Here is a 21,066-nt window from a genome sequence, read left to right on the forward strand (position 1 = left end):
TAGAGCGCCGGATTGTGGTTCCGGAGGTCGTGGGTTCGAGACCCATCATTCACCCAGAAACAAAAAACTCTCAATTTATATTGAGAGTTTTTTATGTTTATAAACGAATTATTTTAAATAATTTCTGTTACATTTTCTTTAGATAAACGTAATTTAGGATTTAAACTAGGTTGATTAAAATCTTCATCATCTCTATAACCTACAGCTACAGCAACAATTGTTTTATAACCTTTTAAATCTAAAATTTCATTGTATTTATCTTTTTCTATTCCTTCCATTGCTGTGCTATCTAATCCTAAATCAGCACAAGCAGAAAGAAAGAACCCTAATGAGATATAAATTTGGTTATTAAACCATAATTTTATTTCATTTAGATCTTTATTTTTCATTTTTTGATTGTAATAATCAATATGTCCTTGTGATAAATTTTCATGAAGCTGTTTTTCGAATATATTGATATCATCTATTGCAGTAAAAACAACCAATAAACTAGCTTCTTTTATTTTTTGTGTGTTATGGAAAGAAACTTCTGCTAATTTATTTTTTATCTCTTCATTTTTTATAAAAAGAAATTTCCAAGGTTGACTATTAATTGATGAAGGACTTAATCGAATGATTTCTCTTAGTTCTTCAATTTGCTCTGAACTAACTTTTTTATTTGGATTGTACTTTTTTGTTGTATATCTATTATTAGCTAAATCTAAAAAACTCATTTTATTTTTAATTTAAATAAAGATAAAAATAATATCTATAACATTTGTTGGTTAATAGCTATATTCAATTAATTTAGAATATCAATTATTTATAAAATGCAAGACATAGAGAAACTAAAATATCCGATAGGAAAATTTGAAATGCCAGAGATTATTGATAAAAATATTATTGATAAATGGATTCATAAAATTGAAGAATTTCCTGAAAAAATAAAATTTGAAACAGAAAGTCTTTCAGGAAAAGAGCTTGAAAAACAATATAGACCAAATGGTTGGACAATTCGACAAGTTGTTCATCATTGTGCAGATAGTCATATGAATAGTTTAATTAGATTTAAGCTTGCTTTAACGGAAGATATCCCTACAATAAAACCATATTCAGAGAATTTGTGGGCAGAATTATCTGATACAAAAAAATATCCTATAGAAAGTGCATTAAAACTTTTGGAAGGATTGCATGAAAAATGGGTTTATTTGCTTAAAAATTTGAATGATTCTGAATTAGAAAAAGAATTTTTGCATCCAGAAAATGAAGAAAAAATTGCTTTGAAAACGAATATAGGTATTTATGCTTGGCATTGTGAACACCATTTAGCACATATAATAAATGCAAAAAAAGGTTTTTAATAAAAAAGTTGTCTTACAATATTATTTGAAGACAACTCTTTATTTTAGTAAAACATTGTTTTATCTGTAAATATTTTGCACGTCTTTATATTGGTTAACAATAGAAACTTGAGTGTTGTTCAATAATTTTCTGATTGTATAAGATATAGGTGCAGCAGTTAATAAGAATGAATCATCATTTCCTAAGCTCAAATATTTTATAAAGCTATCATAATTTGTAACAATTGTTTTTGCATCTCCCCCTATAATAGAAACTTTTACTTTATTGGAGCTAAATAATTTCTTGAAATTTTCATTGTAATTATAATCTATATTACCTCCTATTTTTCCTATCCCAACTTTAATAGAAGATTCTACCATTTTTTCGGCTTCTTTAGTACTAAGATCAGTTTCTATATTAATATAAGCCGCTCTACCATAATCTATGCTACTAATGTATACAGGTTCATAATCTCCTGCTTCTTTTTTAGATATAGAACCTTCTATCCAATCTGTCTGATATTTGGGATCTATTCCGGCTGAATATATCGTTTGATTAAGTTTGACTAACACATATTTCTTTTTTTCTACTGTATTTTGGCTATTAGAATAACCAAACGAGGCTGAAGCCAAAATAGAATAGTTAGCTTTTGCATGTACTTTGCTTGCTTTTATAAATGATTCTTCATTGTTTATTTCTGTACTTTCATAGCTATAATTAGCAGGAATATATTCAACAGAAAATTTATCTTTATAGTTTCCTAATAAAGTAGAAATTCCATTATTAACACTACTTCCTGTTGGATTTACTTGTATTGATCCATTTAATCCATTAGATTTTATGGTCAAAAATAAATTAACTGGTTTAAAAGAGTTTTTTAGAATAAGAGGATCGTAAACACCATTTATAAAAGAAGATCCTCTTAATATACTTCCAGGATATAATAATGTAGATTCTATACCAGATTCTCTACTAAGGGAAGGAACATCTACCATATCAGATTTCTCTGTAGTGACTGAATATTCTTTTTTCGCTTCACCATTTATAACGGCAGTATTTCCTGTAGCTTTTGCAGAAATTTCTTTGTCTGCTTTCATTTCGAATGAAATTGCTTTCATTCCATTTATATCATTGTCTGAAGATGAATTATCATCATTAGAACAAGATGAAAATAGAAGTACAGAGAGTAAGATTGAAAATTTAAATAAATTCTTTTTCATGTTTATTTAGGTTAAAAATTATTTTTTCCGTCATTTCCCCAGGAATCTTGTCTTCCAAAATAAGTAACGGGAATATTATCGTAAGTTATTTTAACTCTATCATTTCCTACTTCTTTAGTAAAAGCTATACTATTTATAAGAGTTGGTTTTATAGAGGGATTACTACCTCCTTCGTAATTTTGGACTGGATAAAAGTCAGAACTTAAATTTTTTTGGAAATTCTCGAATGTACTACTTAAGTGTAAAAATTTAATATCGTATTTAGAATTATTTAGAAAATTATCATTTTTTTCAAAACCTGTTTCTACATATATTTTATTGTAATAATTCCATCTTGAATGATTAAAAGTTCCACCTTTTTTAGTTTTAGTAATATAACTATAAGCAACAATTTTTACAGCATTAAAAAAAAGATTGTATTCGTCCTTATATATTTTATTGGCTTTATTTTCTGCTGATAGTATAAAAATATTATCAAAATTTCCAGCTCTTTTAATCAAATATTTGAATTCTCCTTCTTTATTGTTTGTAACAATTTTATTCACTTTTATATCATTAAAAAATATTTCATAATCTTTATTAATTACCTGATGTTTTTCCGTTATAGTGGAAATTGGTGAAATTTCATAAGGATTGTCTGATTCGAAATTCGAAGTTATTGTATACTTAAAAGTTAAGGTATCTCCAACTTGTAAGTTTAATAAATTAGAACCTGTAGAAGTTTTTTTTAGGTTGAGTAGAAGTTTTAAATCATTTTCCGAATTTTCGATTGAAATAGCATCATCATCACTTGAACAAGATATGAACGCTAAAAAAAATGATAATATTAAATTAAAAAGTATTAATTTTTTCATAGGTAGTAGTTTTTTATTTTAGGTAAGACAAAAATATATTTTTCATTATTAACACAAGAATAAAAAATGTTAATTTTTGATTTACAGCAATTTACAATAAAGTGAAGTAGTTTAATTAAGTTACTCAATAAGTTTTGAAGTTATTTTTTTGCAAAAAATAAATATTTCAATATTTCAACACAAAGTTTTTAACAATAATAGTTATTGTTAATTGAAAATTATTTAACTTACATAGTATTAATATATAAAAAATAGTATGAAAAAAGTTTTGATTGTAATTTTTGCTTCTTTAATTGCTAATATTTCTTTTGCACAAGAAGTTGTTCAAAAAAATGATACTAATAAAGGCATAGTTTGCTCCACTGATATTTCTAAATTAAAAGCTAATGATTCTTTATACATTTTAAATAATGTCAATGTATCAAAAGAAGTATTTACTAAAATAAATCCTAGTGATATTTTAACAATTAATGTTGATAAAAATATAGTAATTGTAGATGGAATAAAATATTCAGGTAAAGTAGTTGTGACTACAAAAGAAGTTTAATATTAAAAAAAAGAAGTGTAGATAAAAAATGGTTGTATTGTTATTTAAATAACAATACAACCATTTTTTATTCAAATTAGCAAAAAAAAGTATTTAAAAATATCAAAACACAACATTTGTCATGAATTGAATCATGTTTTTTTTATTAATTTAATATTGGAATAATATAAACCTCAAAAAAATGAATCAAAATCGTAAAAAGGATGCGTTGGATTACCATTCTATGGGACAACCAGGAAAAATTGCTGTAGTACCTACAAAGCCTACAAAAACACAAAGAGATTTATCTCTTGCTTATTCTCCTGGAGTAGCAGAACCTTGTTTAGAAATTGAAAAAGATCCAGAAAATGCTTATAAATATACAGCAAAAGGAAATCTTGTTGCAGTAATTAGTAATGGAACAGCAGTTCTCGGGTTAGGAGACATAGGCGCTGTAGCATCTAAACCTGTAATGGAAGGTAAAGGTCTTTTATTTAAAATTTTTGCAGATATAGACGTTTTTGATATCGAACTGGATACAAAAAATGTAGATGAATTTATAAATACTGTAAAAGCATTAGAACCAACTTTTGGAGGAATAAATTTAGAAGATATTAAAGCGCCAGAGTGCTTTGAAATAGAACAACGTTTAAAAGCAGAAATGAATATTCCTGTGATGCACGATGATCAACATGGAACTGCAATTATTTCTGGTGCAGCTCTTATTAATGCATGTGAATTACAAGAAAAGAATATTGCCAATGTAAAAATTGTAGTAAATGGAGCAGGAGCTGCAGCAATTTCTTGTACCAATATGTATATATCTGTCGGGGCAAAAAAGGAAAACATTGTTATGTTAGATAGTAAAGGTGTTATTCGTAAAGACAGAACAGATCTTAATGCAACAAAACAAGAATGGGCAACAGAACGTGATATTTCTACCTTAGCAGATGCGGTAAAAAGTGCAGATGTTTTTATTGGATTGTCTACTGCAGATGTTCTTTCGGCTGAGATGTTAAATACAATGGCACCAAAACCAATTGTATTAGCAATGGCAAATCCAAACCCAGAAATTGCTTATGATTTGGCAGTTGGGACACGTAATGATATAATTATGGGAACAGGAAGATCTGATTTTCCTAATCAAGTAAATAATGTTTTAGGTTTCCCATATATTTTTAGAGGAGCATTAGATGTTCGTTCTACAACTATTAACGAAGAAATGAAAATTGCAGCTGTACATGCAATAGCAAAATTGGCAAAAGAACCAGTTCCGGAAGTTGTAACACAGGCTTATAACAATCATTCTATTAAGTTTGGAAAAGATTATATTATTCCAAAACCAAATGATCCTCGTTTATTACCAGAAGTATCAGCAGCAGTGGCTAAAGCTGCAATGGAAACTGGAGTTGCAAAAAATAATATAACAGATTTCGAAGAGTATAAAATATCTCTTATAAAACGTATTGGTAAAGACAGTACGATTATGCGTAATCTTACACAAACAGCAAAAACAAACCCTAAACGAGTTGTATTTGCAGAAGGAGATAGATTCGAAATTCTTAGAGCGGCACAAATTGTAAAAGAAGAAAAAATTGCGATTCCAATCATTTTAGGTAATAAAGCTAAAATTCAAAAAATGATTAAGGAATATGTTTTAGAATTGGATGATGTAGAAATTATAGATCCTATTGCAGAAGAAGATTCTGATCGTTATAATCAATTTGTAGATTTTATTTATAGTAAACGTCAAAGAAAAGGAGTTACTATTTCTGATGCCAAAAAATTATTAAGAGATCGTAATTATTTTGGTTCTTGTATGGTTGAGTTTGGTTTTGCTGATACTATGATTTCTGGGATGACAAAAAACTATTCTCAATCTATTCGTCCAGCTTTAGAATTAATAGGAGCAGAAGAAGGACAAAAAGTGGCGAGTATGTATATGATGTTAACAGAAAAAGGACCAATCTTTTTGGGAGATACAACTGTCAATTTAAATCCTACTTCAGAAGATCTTGTTAATATGACAATTCAGTTCAATGAAACGGTGAAAAAACTTCGAATTGAGCCTAAGATTGCATTATTGTCTTATTCTAATTTTGGTTCAAATAAAGGTGAAACAGTATCTAAAGTTCAAAATGCTGTCAATTATTTACATAAAAATCATCCAGAAATAAAAGTAGATGGAGATTTACAAGCAAATTTTGCAGTAAATAAAGAAAAATTACAAAGTAATTTCCCTTTTTCTAAATTAGCAGGAACACATGCAAATACGTTGGTTTTTCCAAATCTAGAATCTGCAAATATTTCATATAAATTATTACAGGAATTAGGAAATATAGAAGCAGTAGGACCAATTTTAATTGGGATGAAAAAACCAATTCATTTATTGCAGTTAGATAGTACAGTGAGAGAAGTGGTAAACATGGTGACTATTGCAGTAATAGATGCTCAAAAAAGATAATTTTAAATTATAAATAGAAAGGATATTTACATGAAGTAAATATCCTTTTTTATATCAATTAACTTGTTTAAAATAATAGTTTTATTGAATTTTAATTATACTCTTGTTTCATGTCATGCTGAGCCTGTCGAAACATAAATTTTTTAGAAATTTCATAAACTCTTCTATAGGCTCAGAGTGATAATTGGCAAGTTCAGAATGACAATCGACACTCTTATATAATATAAATTCAAATCTATTAATCATCTCTAATATTCTAATTTTATATATTCTTTATAAAAACGTCTGTTTTTGACTTCTTTTTTAGAAAGTGTTTTCAAAAATTCATTAATATATTCTCTATAAGGTGAATCTTTTGCCAAAGCATCATGTTGCGAAGCTGTCAGCACCTGAACAATTCCATACATTTCTTCTCCATCTTCAAAGCTAGAAGCAATTAATGTAAAAGATTCTGGAGCTTCATTAATTACATTTCTATTTTTCCAAACCAATAAAATTTGATTGTCTTCTGTATATAAAACTTTATCCCATTTTCCGAACCAATCAAACAGCATTTTTTTAGCAACCAATGGAGTTTTGAAACTTTCAATTTTATATTCTGTTTGCGCATTAGCAGCAATAGAGAAAATAAACAGAGCAATAAGTAACAATAATCTTTTCACTTTTTTCAATAATTTGAAATATAAAGGTATCGAAAAAACTATGAACCAACTTAACAACTTACAATTTTGTAAGTTCTTGTTTTCAAAAAAGTAGAGTAATAGATTTGTGTAAATAGTATTATAAAATGAATTTATCAGACAATATCACAGCATTTCATCATTATTCAATAAAGGTCATAGATTTCGATAAAACACTAAAATTTTATGAAGCATTAGGATTCAAAGAAGTTCATTCTTGGTCACTTCCTATTTTTCAATTAAAAAAAGGAATGATGATTTATAGCGAAAAAATAAACACATTTATAGAACTTTTCGATAAAGATGCTGATATTCCTACACAAGGAAGAAAAAGAAAAGAGAACGAAGAATTTGTAGAAAATTCAATATTACATATTTGTTTTACTGTAAAGAATGCAACGTTAGCAAGAGAAGAAGCCTTAAAAAACGGTGCAAAAGATTTAAGTCAAGGTGTTTTTGAAATAAAATTGGCTAATCATCAAAAGTCTATTAACGTGAGAAATAGTTTAGTATATAGCCCAAATGGAGAAGTTATAGAATTTTTAGAAAATGTAAATTTCCAGTAAGTAATCATAAATCTAACTGATTAATATATTTTAATAAATTTAGTATTTTTTTACCTTTTTCAGTTAAAAAGTAATTGGATTGAGTTTTATTTTTATCATTTTCTATGATATCATTTTCCTTAAGTTCAGATAATTGTTTAGATAAAACTCTATCCGTTATGTCAGGTAAGATTAATTTAAATTCAGAGTAAAGTTTTTTATCCTCTTCCAAAGAAAAAATAATAGAAACCTTCCATCGTCCAGTAATTTCAGATAAAACATTGTGTGCATTACAAAAATTTCTCAATGCCACAGCATTTATTGAATTTGTAGAATTTTCTTTTTTCATTTTTGTTCAATAAAGTAAAAATAAATATGATTTTCAAAAATTTAAATAACTTTATTATTTATTAGTATTCCCATTCAATCTTATCGGGGAACATTCTCAGATATTTAAATTCATCAAAGTCTTTGAATAATTCAATTTTCGGAAAATTTTTATCATCATTTTTACCTTTCCATGTCAAATGGACTAGTGCAAATTGTTGTTCAATTTTTTTACTATTAATTTCAAATAAAACATTATTACAACCAGATTTTATGGAAAATGCAGAAAAAGAAGAACCAGCTAAAATATGATTAGAATTTATTTCTTTTTTTAATTCATTTTCAAAAGCTAATTTTTGTTCTATAGAAATACTTTCCCAAGGTTCTTCCAAAAAAGTTCTTGTATTATTAATAATAAAATCTTCAATTATTTTGGTGTCAACTCCAGCTAAATCAATTCTTTTTTGGTCATGTTTTAATTCTTCTACATCATCAAAAGTAATTCCTCCAATGGGCATTAAAAACATTTCATTTTCTAGTTGAATATTAAATTTCAGGGAATTCCATTCTTTAAAATCAGTGTTTTTAGAAGACCAAAACTTCCAGACATATTTTTGAATTTTTGAGAAGTAATTATCATTAGGATAGAAATCGCCATATAATCCTCCCATAGAAAAATCTCCAACCTCTAAATTTGTAGTTCCTATTACATCTTTATTTGAAAAAATTGTAGCTTTCATTACTCAATCTATTTTAGAGCACTAATTTATATTATTTTAATTTGTGTAATAATATTATAAAAAATATAAGCCATCTTGTCAGAATGGCTTATTGTAGTAAATCTAGGTAGGTTCAACAACTTTAATATAAAAACAATTAATAATCAGATTTTATATTCGTTGTCCTAACCATGTAATTATAGTTTGTATTTTATAACTTTTTATAAGTTTGATCAACCAAAAATGTTAATGCATCTTTTATTTTCTCACGTCCATCTTCTTTTTGTAAATCTATCCCACAAAAAATACTTCCATTAATCTGTGCATAAAGATTCATATAATAAATTCCAGAAATTAATATAGCCATAATAGCTCTAAAAGTTCCTGAATTTTCTCCAAAATGGGAATCAGCAAATGCATTAAATAATAATTCTCCATTTTCTTCTTGTTTATCTGTTAAATTTCTTAATGAACCCCTTTCTTCTGAAAGTCTCCAAAGTATTATTTTTTGAAATTCTTTATTTTGAAAAACATAATCAAACTGATTGATTAAAGATTCTCTTGTAAAATCTTTTCCGTCAAATTCTTTTTTATCGTTTTCTGATTCCGTAGTCACATTACTCCAAAAATCTTGTGATAATATGTATTCGTCTAATAAACCATTTGTATTACCAAAATACCTATAAATTAATTTTTTATCTAGTCCAGCTGTTTGAGCAATGTCATTTACTTTTAAGCCTTCATATCCTTTTTCTTTTAAAATACTTGCTACGGCATCTAGAAATTTTTGTTTGCTTTTATCTTTATTTCGTAGAGGTATTTTTTTTTCTTGCATTTAAAATTATTTTGGTAATAGTTAAGCAAATATAAAATAAAAAATATATTTTGTCACTAATTAGTGACTTTTTTTATATTTGTAAAACAAGTATTTATAGTAAATGAAAAAAGTATTATTATTAATTATAGTTACAGCTAACGCATTTGTTTATTCACAAAAGAGTAGACAAGAAAATCAATTAGATAGTATTTTTACTTTTATGTATAATCAGAATCAATTTAATGGAACTGTTTTAATTTCTGATAAGGGAAAAATAATTTACAATAAAGGTTTTGGATTTAGTAATGAAGTAAAGAAGACTAAGAATAATTCAACAACAATATATGAGCTAGCTTCTTGTTCTAAACAATTTACTGCAGCAGCAATTGTATTACTTAAACGAGATGGAAAATTAGATTATAAAGATAAAATTTCTGATTATTTACCTGAATTAGAATTCTGGAATAATGTAACTATTTTAGATTTAATAAGACATACGAGTGGAATACCTGAATACTTAATTGATTTATCAAAAAATATAGATGATAATACGATAGCTACAAATCAAGATTTAATTAATTATTATGCTGTAAAAAAAGATTCATTACAATTTTTACCAGGACAAAAACATAGATATATAAACACTAATTATGCTTTATTGGCAACTATTATAGAAAGGGTTTCTGGAATAGAATATTCAAGATTTTTAGAAAAAAATATCTTTAAACCTTTGAAAATGAAAAACACTTTTGTATATAATCGTAGACAATCTCCTAAAAAAATTAAAAATTATGCAATCGGTTATGTTTGGGCGAAAAATACTTTTGATAAAGTAATTTATGAGGCTCCAGGTTATGATGATAAAATGGTTTATAAATTAGATGGAATTGTAGGAACTGCAAAAGTAAATTCAACTGTAGAGGATTTATATAAATGGATTAATACCTTAAAAAATAATACTTTTTTTTCTCCTGATGAATTTGATTTAATGACCTCAGTTACTAAAACAACAGAAGGTCAAAATATAAATTATGGATTTGGTTTAGACCTATCTAAAGGAGAAAATAAATTTTCATTTGGTCATACAGGAAGTTGGGATGGATATTCAACATTTGTTTATCATAATATGGTAAAAGATCGAACAATAATTGTATTACAGAATTTTAAAATGGGAACTTATCCATATGCTAATATCAATGAGATTTTAGATTATAAACCTCTTTCTATTGAGTACAAAAGAAAAATTAATTCACCTGAATCTGAAATAAAAAAATATATAGGAACTTATATAGATGAAAAAGATGAAAAACAATTTATTACTTATCTGGATGGATATCTTGTTCATAATTCATCAAGAGTCGCTTGGGATATGAGATTTTTCCCTGTAGATGAGAATGAATTTCAGGCAGTACGTCAAGGAGGAACCGATGGAGTTCTTAAATTTATAAAACAAGAAGATGGAAAAATGAAATTAGAAATGTTACAGTATGGTTCATTAATGGGATCAGGAATCAGAAAATAAAAATTATATATAAAAAAATAACGTTATCAGTTTTAGGTAACGTTATTTTTTTATATTTTTTGAACTTGTTAAATTTCTATTTTTGAATATATTTTAAAGCATTCTCAGCTTTTATCTTAACATCAGGTTTTACGCCATGAAAATCTTTATCATTTGTTCCAACAGTATAAAATTGTTTGGTAGAAATAGATAAAGGAATATTTGATTCGGGTAACTTAGTTATAATTTTATCTCCATAAGAAACAATCCAACCACCAGTTTCTTCACCAATGATTTTACCAATTTTATAATGTTTAAATGCTTGAGCAAAATTCATCGCAGATGAAAAAGTTCTTGAACTTGTTAACAAATATATTTTTCCTTTAAATTGTTTTTCTTTTGGATATGGTAATATTAAATCTTTGATTGAAAAAATATCTATTTCTCCATTTTTTTTAGATTTTATATAATTATATGTTTCACAATATTGTGAATCATTTTTACAATAATCATCATAAAAATCTTTTTGCAGTTGACTATATTTAATTAATGTTTTGTCAAATAATCGGAATGGTTCTTTAGAAATATATTTCATCAATTCTTCTGCTAGAACTGAATTTCCTCCACCATTTTCACGTATATCTATAATTAATTTTTTTATTTTTTTTGAGTTAATATGTTCAAAGCTTTCTTTTAAAAAATCTTCAAACTTTTTTTTATCGTCAAAAGAATGAATATCTATAATAGCTGTTTTGTTATGATTATCAATATCTAACGAAAATGATGGGATTTCTTCAATTAATTTATTGTTTGAAGAAGGATTTCTTTTTTTTGCAATTTCCATTAATTCATTTAGTGTAACAGTTGGAATTGTAATATTGTGATTTTTGTTTTTATAATTATATTCAACATTTGTATTTTCTTTTAGCTCATGAAAAGAACCAAAAAGAAAAGCAAACATATTAAAATCTGCTCCCATTTTTAACCTATAAATATCACTTTCTCCACTTGTATTTTTAATAATTTTCTGAATTATTTCTTCTGAAGTTAGATTATCTATTTTTAAAATTTCAGCATCGACAGGAATTTGCATATACTCGTTACTTATATTTTCAGTAACTTTTAAGTAGGGTTTTTCTATAGATGCTTTTATGATATATGGAAAAAGATGATCATCTGAATTTAGAAGTTTACGACCAGGGAAAGTTAATGATGTATGCCCATCGTGTAACGAAGCTACAAATGGAGCTATAAGTTGATAGTAAGATTTAAGGTTTAGAGAATCTTTGAAATTAGTTTTGATAGAGGAAACCTGATAATCAAAATCAGATTTAGAAATCACAGAATAAGGATTGGGATGAGTTTCTTTTATTGATTTTACCAAGAAATCAAAATCTTGATTTAATTTATCTTTCGTAATGTATTTTGAAGTTGTTTGAGCATTTAGATTAATGGTTAAAATAATCGATAAGCTTCCAAGAATAGTTTTTAAATTCATTGTGTTAAATATGTTAAAACTAATTTAAAGTAAATGAATTATATGTGCAATATTGTTTTTGAGTAAGTTATAATTCAAAATTAAAATATTCTAAATAAATAATAAAAATATAAAGCTCATTTAATAATTTAAATGAGCTTTATATTTTTATTATTTACAAATTGATTATTGATTAAGATGTTCTTCAACAAAATGGATCCAATTATAATCTTCTATTGTACCATCAATAAAAATATCAGGTTGTAAACCAATATCATCAACAGCAAAATCAGGAATTCTAAAACTTTTAGATAAACCATAATATAATTCGAAATCTTTACATGGAGATTCAACAATGTTTACATTAGAAATGTCTAGCATTCCTTTTGTTGTTTTTCCGTATAATTTTACTTTTTTACTCTGTTTTGCATTAAGTAAAAATTGTTCTGTTGTACTTCCATTTTTATGATTAATTACAATTCCAATATTTTGAGGATATTCATAAACACAATCTAATTTTGTAATGTTAACTTCTTTATTAAATAGATCAACATATTTTCCTTTTGATGCATCTAATTTTTCAAAATATCCTTTGAATTTTTTTCTTGATTCTTCATCAAAGTCAGGATTATTGGATAACTCATACATTCTTTGATTATTTAATTCCGTAGAATAAAATAAAGCACTTACAGTTCTTATAGGTTGTGTGTATAAGAAAGGAATTAGTTGTTCGAAGGCATTATCACTTCCTCCAGGATTATTCCTTACATCAATAATTAAATTTTTAGTAGATAGTATAATTTCTTTATTTTTTGCAATTACACTATCAATTAGTTTTTTTTCAGTTATTTCAAAATCGGGGATTCTTAAATAAGCTGTGTTTGAATCTAATTTTTCAAAAAAAGGCTTTGTTGAAGTTAATTGTTGATAACCTTTTTCAATCGATTGATCTTGATTTACCTTTGGATAATCTTTTTTCAATAAAATATCACCTAATTTTAAATATGAATTTCCAATTTTTTTAATAGTAGATATTTTATTTTCAATTTTATTAGAAGAATAAAAAAGACCATCATTTTCATTAAATATTGTTTTTACTTCTCCTATTGCCCAATTTTTGCTATTTGTATTTAGAATAAAACCTTTGTATTGATTTTTAATCTTTACAATTCCAATTTTTTCTCCATTGTTATCCCAAATACCTTCTATGTTATTATTAATTTTTAGTTTATCTAAATATTTTTTGAAATCTTTTTCATTATATTTTAATATTTCAAGCTGTTTACTATTTTCTTCAGGTTTTGGTTTTATGTAATTAATTCCAATATGTCCATCACGAAAAAAGCGAACCCAAGTATCAATTGTATTGGCACATTGATAATTGTTTGGAAGTTGTTTTACCTTTTCAAGAAAAATTTTATTATGAAGATCATAAGCTTCTTTTCCTTTTTTCTGTAAGATGTAATTGAACCCAGCATCATTTTCTTCAAAAGTTTTTTTTGTCCATAAAAAATTACTTTCACATGTACATTCCTGACCAAAAGAGTATGAGCAAAGACCTATGAAAAATAGAAGTAAAAAATTGTTTTTTTTCATCAAATTAGTGTTCTATCGTTTTATAAATGTGTTAATTATAAAGACGAAATTAACTTATTGTTTTTGTTAAAACAATTTTGTTATTAAAAAAGACAATAAATGTTTATTCAACTTCAAAAATGGCAGAAATAGAAACAGAAGACCCAACAGGTAATGAGTTTGCTCCATAAGTATTTCTTGTATGTTTTCCTTTTTCTCCAAAAATATCAAATGTAAGATTAGATGCCACATTCATTAAGGCAGCATGATTTGTATAATCATCTTTTGTATTAAAAGTTCCTATTAGTTGTACAACTTTTTTAACTCTGTTCAAGTCTCCACCTACAGCTTCATTTAGGATAGAAATAATATTTAACATAGTTTGTTTTGTAGCTTCTTTTACTTGTTCTTCATTTACATCTACGCCTAGTTTTCCTGGGTTTAGAATTTTACCATTTTTTAAAGAAACTTGATTGATGTAAATTAAATTTCCAGTTCGTGCAAAAAGCTCATAATTACCTACTGGTTTTGGTAATGAGGGTAGGGTGATATTTTTTTCTTTTAAAGTATTATTTATAGAAGAAGTATTCTCTGTTGAAAATTCTTTTTTAGAAATTGTTCCTTTTAATGCGAATGCAATTTTAGAAAAATTTTGACCTTGTATTTCAGCCAAATGTCGTTCACTTTTTGTAGGTCTTTCTACATCTTTTAATGAAGCAAGACTTGTAGTTCCTAAGATAGAATTTCCTTGTGGAATTGTTGTGTCAATATTTTCATTTCCTCTTATACCACTTGAAACTAATATCATTCCATGAACAGCTAGACTATTCCAAAATGATTGTAATGCTAATTCTTTTCCTGCTCCACTTCCAGCTGACATAAATACAATTGCAGGAATTCCTTCAAGTTTATGATTACTCCATAATGTTGTTGTTTTTGATAGGAATTCACTCATTCTAGTACTTATATTTCCAAAATAAACAGGAGAACCAAAAGCAATTCCATCATAGCTGGGTAACTCTTCTATTGTTGCGATAGGAATATTTTTTAATTTTGGATTTGTTGATGGTTTTACTTGTTTGATGATTGCATTTGCATTTTTATTATTTTCGATTCCCTTTACAATTTCTTTTGCTAATTCATAAGTTCCTCCATTATCTGAATGAATGAGAACTAAAATTTTTGCTTTTTTTTCTTGTGCTGATATCAAGTTTGTTGTAAGTATTAATGTGATTACAGCCAATAAGAAAACATACCATTTTTTCATTTTAATTTTGTTTTGGTGTAAAATTATGAATGGCGTTTTTATTATTATTGACAAAAAGTATATATAAAACGACAATTGATATTGCGTTAGGGATAGTCGTGGAAATCCTTTTATAAGAAAACGAATTTTTGTTTTGCTAAGTTAGTGTTTTCTTATAAAAGATTGTAACAAATAGCCCGACCGCAGGGAACGCCCTATTAAAAATTATAATGAAGTATTTGTTTTAAAATTTTATTTTTTGAAAATATTAAATACATCTCTTACCGAATGAACAGTTTTATCCTCTAAGATTTTTTCTTTATCTATTTGCTCAAATATTTCTTTTGCAGATAAAGCATAATGGAAAGGTAAATTTTCTGTTTTCAACATCTTTACTAATTCATCCATTTCTGTAATTCGTCTTTTTATATGCTGAGGATAAGTAGGTGTTGTTTTTATTAAATCTTGATATGTTCCTGGTAAAAATAACTCTAATTCATTATTCAATTCATCTATAAAACCATAATGTGATGCAGCAATCATTGTTTCGAAAAATAGACCATTTATCGATTTATTTACCATAGCAAATAATAATTTGAAAGCAGAAGCAGAAGTGATATCTGAACCAACATTTTTTACATGAAATACTTGTCCAATTATATCAATAAACTGCTTTGTGTTGGTTCCGCTTACTATAATTTTAGCATTCGTTGCGACTTTATGCGAATTACCTAAAACAGCTGCATTAATAAACAAACCTTTTGTTTTGGTAATAATTTTATGAATTTTAGATACTGTTTGTGGATTATTGGAATTCATATCTATAAAAACAGGGTATTTTTTTTGAAGTTCCATTTCTGTTGCTACAATTTCTGCAACCGAAATACTAGCTTCTGCATTGGTTAAACTAATAATATAGTTTGCTTCTTTAACTATGTTTTCTATTGTTTTTACATCTTCTATTCCAGCATTTTTTATTCTTTCTATAGTATTTGTAGAACGACCATTACTTGCAGAGATTACTCTGAAATGTGCAGAAATTAATTCTTTTGCAATTGCTTGCCCCATATCGCCAGGATATAGAATAGCTATACATGTATTATTAATAGATTTAGTCATTTTTTATATTTAGTTGAACCAAAAGTTTTATTATTTATGAGTTAAAATCTCGTTTCATCATAATATCCGTTTGTACATCATTACCGAGTTTGAAAACATGTTTGTCGAAAGCTACAAAACCATTTTTTTCATAAAAATGAATTGCTTTTTTATTGTATTCCCAAACACCTAACCAAATGTAATTTACATTTTTTATTTGAGCAATTTCTAATGCTTTTTCGAAAAGTAATTGTCCTATTTTTTTTCCATGAAATTCTTTTAAGACATAAATACGTTCAATTTCGAGTGAATTTTCTGTTTTTATTTCTGTTTGAGATGGTCCCCAATTTAATTTTAAGTATCCGATAGGTTCTTCATTATACATTGCAAAATAAAAAATTGAATTGTTATCTTGTAGTTCTATTTTTATTTTTTCGATGGAAAAACTTGTTTCTAAATATTTATTCATGTCTTCTTCGTTATTATCTGTAGAGAAGGTTTCCGAAAAAGTAAGTTTTCCTATATGTTGTAATTTAGTGATATCGTTAATTGTTATTTCTCTAATTGTAACTGTTTCCATGTTGAACTTTTTTTCTACTTATTTTATTCGTTTTTTAATTTTTTATCTGATTAAATAAAAATATTTTGACAAAGTTCTGTATTTAGTAGCATGAAAAATTTAACAAATGATAAATAATGAACTCTATTTTATATTAGCTCTTATTCGGCTTAAACTAACTTGTGTTATTCCTAAATAGGAGGCAATGTAATTGAGTTGAATTCGTTGAATTAGATTTGGATAATTTTTCAAAAGTTCTATATAGCGATCTGTAGCAGTTCCGAATTGTCTAGAAATAAGTCTTTCTTCTGCTTTGATAAGTTCTTTTTCAGCAAATTTTCTTCCCCAATTTGCAATTTCAATATTTTCTAAAAATAATTTCTGTAAGTTCTCTGTTTTCAGTTCAAAAAGTTGGCAATCTTCTAATAACTCGATATTTTCGTACCCTTTTTTATTTTCTATATAACTTTTTAGAGAAATAATAGTATCACCTTCTTTTCCAAATGCAAAAGTGATTTCATTTTCGCCAACAAAAGAAAAAGTACGTGCAATTCCTTTCTTTATGAAATAAATATTTTTTTCAATTTTATCAGCTTTTATTATTAAGTGATTTTTAGGAAAATGAATTTCAGTAATATTTTGTAGAAGTAATGATTTTGATGATTCCGAAATACTATATATTCTATCAATTATTTGTTCAATATCCATTTTAAAATAAGGCTTAGGAGTTAATTTTTATTGAACTTTAGTCGTTAAAAACTCTAAATTTTCAGTTATTTTTTTCAATATCCCAATTCCACCATTCTATTTTCAATAATTCTTCAATTTTTTCTTCAGAGAATCGTTTTTTTATTTCTTTGGCAGGGTTTCCACCTACAATACTATAAGGTTCTACTTTTTTTGTTACTGTAGAATTTGTTGAGATAATAGCCCCATTTCCAATTTTTATTCCAGGCATAATTGTTACATTGTGACCAATCCAAACATCATTTTCAATGACTGTATCTCCTTTAAATGGTAGTTCTTCATTTTTCGGAGTAGATTTTGCCCATTCTTTTCCATAAATATAAAATGGGTATGCAGTTATACCATCCATTTTGTGGTTTGCTCCGTTCATAATAAACTTTACATCAGAAGCTATCATACAAAATTTTCCAATAATTAATTTATCACCTAAAAAATCAAAATGATATTTTACATTTTTTTCAAAATTTTCTACATTTTCAAAATCATCATAATATGTATAATCACCAACAATAATATTAGGGTTTTTGATTATATTTTTCAGAAAACAAAGTTTTTTATAATGAGGAAGAGGAAACATTTCATTTTTATCAGGAATCTCCATAAACTATATTTTAGATTATATGTAAATATACTTTTTAATCTATTTTTCAACGTAAATAAAACCTTCTTTTCCAGAAGAGAAAATAGTTTTTATGCGTTTGTAACTGTCTACTTCATATTCATCAGCTTGCTGTAACTCTTCATCCGTTATTTCGAAAAGAACTCCTTCCACTTTGTCACTTGTATTTCCACTGTAGGTAAGAATTGGATGAAATTTTTGTTCAGATTTTTTTAAAACTTCCTCATCAAAAATCTCAATATAATCTAATTTATAGTTTAGTAAGAAGTCTTTTTCTCCTTCTAGTATTCTCCCAAAAGTTTCTAATTGAACTTTTTCTTTTTGTAATGTTCCGTAAGAAAATAATAAATTCATAATTTGTTGTTCATGTTATATCAAAAATACATGAATTTTAACGATAAATCGTTATATTATTTTTGGGGCAATCACTGACGTGCCGCGCTTTATCACTCCCAATCTTTTTAGATTGGTTATTGAGCGGATTCGAAAAATGACCAATCTAAAAAGGATTTCCGCTACAATCGCTATTGCAGATAGAATTGTAGTAAAAATGTATAAAATAAAAAGGTTTGTAAATTTGTAATAGATTATTTAATAATAAGTTATTCTAGATTATAAATAATTATTTTATATCTTTTTTGGGTAAAGAATATTCTTGATTTTTTAAAATAGCAATAATAGCATCGGATAGCTCAAAAATTTTACCTTTATAATTATTACCTAAAAGAATTACAGTAAATTTTTCGTCAATGTTAGAAATCATGATAGCTTCATAATTTCCAGCTCTTCCATCGTGTACATGTTCAATTAGATTTTTATTTCTATACTTAGCTTCACCCAAAGCAGATTGAGAATCATCCTCATTAAATTGCTGTCCTAATTCAAACAATGAATTTTTATTAATCAATTTTTTTGAGTGAAGACAATTTGTGAATTTTAATAAATCATTCGTTGTTAAAAAAGTTCCGCCCACTAGAAAATCTGGTTTATCTTCGACTAAATTATTATTAAATCCTTTGGCAACATATTTTTTATTTTCATCAATAGGAGTTATTTCAGATGAATTCATTTTACAAGGTTTAAAAATGTATTTATTTACATAATTTTTATAATCTTCGCCTGTGATTTTTTCAATAATAAACTGTCTAAGAAAAATATTATTATTGTTGTAGTCGTATTTTGTGCCTGGAATAAAATCTAGTGAGTCAATTTGTTTTAAATCCTCAAAAATATCTTTATTACTTTTTATTTTTTTCCAGTTTACATTTGGTATTCCACTTGTATAATACAGTAAATCTCTTATAGAAACTTCATTGGACCATTTGTGTAATTCTGGAAAAAATTTCGAAACTTTATCATCTAATTGTAGTTTACCTTCTTCTTTTAACTGTTCTAATGCAATAGCACTAAATTCTTTGGTTATGGAACCAATATTGAATGTATAATCTGTTGTTAATTCTTTTGTTTTATTTGCATCAACAAAACCGAATGAAGAATTATATATTATTTTATTATTTTTTGTTACAATGATATTTCCATTAAATAATTCATTTTTACTTGACCATTTCATTAATGAATCAATTTTGTTTATATCATTTATTTGTGAATAAATTCTATTTGTAAAAAATAGTAGAACTAATAGAAGAGAATATTGGAAATTTTTACTGTACATATTTTTAAATAATCTATTATTTTTCAATAAGGTAAAATTATGAAAATAAATAAGAAAGAAAATGATTTAATGTTTATTCATTTTTATCAATAATTTTCATAAAACTTATGTTATATGTTGTGTTGAATTTTAAATGAGAATTTTTGTCCGTCTTTTAAATCTTTAATTTGAAATGCTAAATCTGCTGAGAATTCAATAAGTTTTTCAAAAGATATTTTTACTAAATTTTCTTCGATATATTTACCACCTAAAACACCAGGTTTAATTAATGTGTACTTTTCGTTTTTATTTAAACAACCTAATTTTTTAAATGCAATTTCTTTTAAAAATACAAGATCCCAATCTTCATTAAATTCAATTGTTTTTTGAAGTTGATTAAACTGATTAATATTTTCTGCTATTTTTTCGCATTGTAATTCTTCAGGACACATTCTCCATATAGTTTTGTCATCATTTAACAGAATTAGATTTCCAAAATCATTTTCATTAATAATTTAGATAAAATATGTATTAAGCCAATTCCATTTTTCATTTATTATTTCTAGCATAATGTGAATTAAAAATTATAGATAATGATTAGGGTTTTTCAAAATGATGCAAAATTGAATTGAAAGTTTAATTCATTCAGAAACATAGTCAAAGTATTTTATGTGACTAAAATAATGAAAAAGTTACAGAAGTTGAGTACTTAAACATACATTTTCAAAATCTGTGGTTAGTTGCAGTATTTTTATTAAATTATGATTTTATAGTTATAATTTATTTCAAGAATTATTGCAGTAGAAAATAATATTGTTGTAATTAAATGAACGATAAATTGGTTAATTGTTAATTCTCTTAAAACTTTTATTTTAAATAGAATGTAAATAATTAATATGCTAAATAAAATTGAAAGTATCAACGTTATAATTATAAGTAATAAATTATTTTCAACAAAGAATATTTTTTTTCTTGAAATAAGAAAAATAAAAATTAGTGTAGAAAAAATCATTGAAATAGTAATCTTCCAACTTTTATTATTCTCTTTTTTATAATTTTCACTGTCGATAATAGTTAAAAAATTATTTAAAAAATCTAGAAAGTCAAACATTGCTTAATAA

The 21,066-nt window shown here is 25.8% G+C and carries 22 protein-coding genes; 5 read left to right on the forward strand and 17 right to left on the reverse strand.

Translation table 11 applies throughout. The annotated features are described in order from the left end of the window. Window positions 1-113: 113 nt before the first annotated feature. Window positions 114-713, reverse strand: coding sequence for a nitroreductase family protein (locus RT575_RS14590; RefSeq protein ID WP_313581828.1), 600 nt, complete (start codon window positions 711-713; stop codon window positions 114-116). Window positions 714-809: 96 nt separating this feature from the next. Between RT575_RS14590 and RT575_RS14595 the strand changes: the two genes are divergently transcribed. Beyond that, window positions 810-1,340 (forward strand): YfiT family bacillithiol transferase, encoded by a 531-nt coding sequence (locus tag RT575_RS14595; RefSeq protein WP_313581830.1) that lies wholly within the window; start codon window positions 810-812, stop codon window positions 1,338-1,340. Window positions 1,341-1,400: 60 nt separating this feature from the next. On the opposite strand, the gene RT575_RS14600 is transcribed toward RT575_RS14595, so the two are convergent. Both RT575_RS14600 and RT575_RS14605 read right to left on the reverse strand, forming a co-directional pair. After that, window positions 1,401-2,540, reverse strand: a complete 1,140-nt coding sequence (locus RT575_RS14600) for a thiol-activated cytolysin family protein (protein ID WP_313581832.1) — start codon at window positions 2,538-2,540, stop codon at window positions 1,401-1,403. 11 nt (window positions 2,541-2,551) lie between these two features. Next, window positions 2,552-3,394 (reverse strand): hypothetical protein, encoded by an 843-nt coding sequence (locus tag RT575_RS14605; RefSeq protein WP_313581834.1) that lies wholly within the window; start codon window positions 3,392-3,394, stop codon window positions 2,552-2,554. A 256-nt stretch (window positions 3,395-3,650) separates the two neighbouring features. Between RT575_RS14605 and RT575_RS14610 the strand changes: the two genes are divergently transcribed. Beyond that, window positions 3,651-3,941: a hypothetical protein gene (locus RT575_RS14610; protein WP_313581835.1), complete on the forward strand. Its 291-nt coding sequence runs from the start codon at window positions 3,651-3,653 to the stop codon at window positions 3,939-3,941. A 181-nt stretch (window positions 3,942-4,122) separates the two neighbouring features. Next, a complete protein-coding gene (locus RT575_RS14615; RefSeq protein WP_313581837.1) occupies window positions 4,123-6,384 on the forward strand; it encodes an NADP-dependent malic enzyme in 2,262 nt (753 codons plus the stop codon). Window positions 6,385-6,632: 248 nt separating this feature from the next. On the opposite strand, the gene RT575_RS14620 is transcribed toward RT575_RS14615, so the two are convergent. Next, the gene (locus RT575_RS14620; protein WP_313386045.1) at window positions 6,633-7,046 is read right to left on the reverse strand and encodes a hypothetical protein; all 414 of its coding nucleotides are present in this window, start codon (window positions 7,044-7,046) and stop codon (window positions 6,633-6,635) included. A 125-nt stretch (window positions 7,047-7,171) separates the two neighbouring features. Here RT575_RS14620 and RT575_RS14625 point away from each other — a divergent pair, with 125 nt between their 5' ends. Further along, window positions 7,172-7,630, forward strand: a complete 459-nt coding sequence (locus RT575_RS14625) for a VOC family protein (RefSeq protein WP_313581839.1) — start codon at window positions 7,172-7,174, stop codon at window positions 7,628-7,630. Between the two features lie 4 nt (window positions 7,631-7,634). On the opposite strand, the gene RT575_RS14630 is transcribed toward RT575_RS14625, so the two are convergent. The 3 genes from RT575_RS14630 to RT575_RS14640 all read right to left on the reverse strand — a co-directional run bounded on the left by RT575_RS14630 (window position 7,635) and on the right by RT575_RS14640 (window position 9,490). Continuing rightward, the gene (locus RT575_RS14630; protein WP_313581841.1) at window positions 7,635-7,958 is read right to left on the reverse strand and encodes a helix-turn-helix domain-containing protein; all 324 of its coding nucleotides are present in this window, start codon (window positions 7,956-7,958) and stop codon (window positions 7,635-7,637) included. 61 nt (window positions 7,959-8,019) lie between these two features. Then, window positions 8,020-8,676: a hypothetical protein gene (locus RT575_RS14635; RefSeq protein WP_313581843.1), complete on the reverse strand. Its 657-nt coding sequence runs from the start codon at window positions 8,674-8,676 to the stop codon at window positions 8,020-8,022. Between the two features lie 190 nt (window positions 8,677-8,866). Further along, window positions 8,867-9,490: a TetR/AcrR family transcriptional regulator gene (locus tag RT575_RS14640; RefSeq protein ID WP_313581845.1), complete on the reverse strand. Its 624-nt coding sequence runs from the start codon at window positions 9,488-9,490 to the stop codon at window positions 8,867-8,869. 103 nt (window positions 9,491-9,593) lie between these two features. Between RT575_RS14640 and RT575_RS14645 the strand changes: the two genes are divergently transcribed. After that, window positions 9,594-10,994, forward strand: a complete 1,401-nt coding sequence (locus RT575_RS14645; protein WP_313581847.1) for a serine hydrolase domain-containing protein — start codon at window positions 9,594-9,596, stop codon at window positions 10,992-10,994. Window positions 10,995-11,070: 76 nt separating this feature from the next. Here RT575_RS14645 and RT575_RS14650 read toward each other — a convergent pair whose 3' ends face one another. From RT575_RS14650 to RT575_RS14695, 10 genes are all read right to left on the reverse strand, one after another. Then, complete coding sequence (locus RT575_RS14650) at window positions 11,071-12,471, reverse strand: S41 family peptidase (RefSeq protein WP_313581849.1); 1,401 nt, start codon at window positions 12,469-12,471, stop codon at window positions 11,071-11,073. Window positions 12,472-12,636: 165 nt separating this feature from the next. Then, window positions 12,637-14,046, reverse strand: a complete 1,410-nt coding sequence (locus RT575_RS14655) for a S41 family peptidase (RefSeq protein WP_313581851.1) — start codon at window positions 14,044-14,046, stop codon at window positions 12,637-12,639. A gap of 103 nt (window positions 14,047-14,149) precedes the next feature. Beyond that, a complete protein-coding gene (locus tag RT575_RS14660) occupies window positions 14,150-15,292 on the reverse strand; it encodes an Atu1372/SO_1960 family protein (RefSeq protein ID WP_313581852.1) in 1,143 nt (380 codons plus the stop codon). A gap of 231 nt (window positions 15,293-15,523) precedes the next feature. Continuing rightward, complete coding sequence (locus RT575_RS14665; RefSeq protein WP_313581853.1) at window positions 15,524-16,390, reverse strand: NAD(P)-binding domain-containing protein; 867 nt, start codon at window positions 16,388-16,390, stop codon at window positions 15,524-15,526. Between the two features lie 34 nt (window positions 16,391-16,424). Further along, entirely contained in the window at window positions 16,425-16,949 is a 525-nt protein-coding gene (locus RT575_RS14670) for a GNAT family N-acetyltransferase (protein WP_313386035.1), read from the reverse strand. Window positions 16,950-17,072: 123 nt separating this feature from the next. Continuing rightward, on the reverse strand, window positions 17,073-17,636 hold the full coding sequence (locus RT575_RS14675) for a Crp/Fnr family transcriptional regulator (protein WP_313581855.1): 564 nt from the start codon (window positions 17,634-17,636) through the stop codon (window positions 17,073-17,075). Window positions 17,637-17,697: 61 nt separating this feature from the next. After that, the gene (locus RT575_RS14680) at window positions 17,698-18,276 is read right to left on the reverse strand and encodes a Vat family streptogramin A O-acetyltransferase (RefSeq protein ID WP_313581857.1); all 579 of its coding nucleotides are present in this window, start codon (window positions 18,274-18,276) and stop codon (window positions 17,698-17,700) included. Between the two features lie 39 nt (window positions 18,277-18,315). After that, complete coding sequence (locus RT575_RS14685) at window positions 18,316-18,648, reverse strand: gamma-glutamylcyclotransferase family protein (protein ID WP_313581859.1); 333 nt, start codon at window positions 18,646-18,648, stop codon at window positions 18,316-18,318. Between the two features lie 268 nt (window positions 18,649-18,916). Then, window positions 18,917-19,864 (reverse strand): serine hydrolase domain-containing protein, encoded by a 948-nt coding sequence (locus RT575_RS14690; RefSeq protein WP_313581861.1) that lies wholly within the window; start codon window positions 19,862-19,864, stop codon window positions 18,917-18,919. Window positions 19,865-20,076: 212 nt separating this feature from the next. Further along, complete coding sequence (locus RT575_RS14695; RefSeq protein ID WP_313581863.1) at window positions 20,077-20,397, reverse strand: T6SS immunity protein Tdi1 domain-containing protein; 321 nt, start codon at window positions 20,395-20,397, stop codon at window positions 20,077-20,079. Window positions 20,398-21,066: the final 669 nt, after the last annotated feature.

Source organism: Chishuiella sp. (assembly GCF_032109125.1).
Classification (GTDB): Bacteria; Bacteroidota; Bacteroidia; order Flavobacteriales; family Weeksellaceae; genus Empedobacter.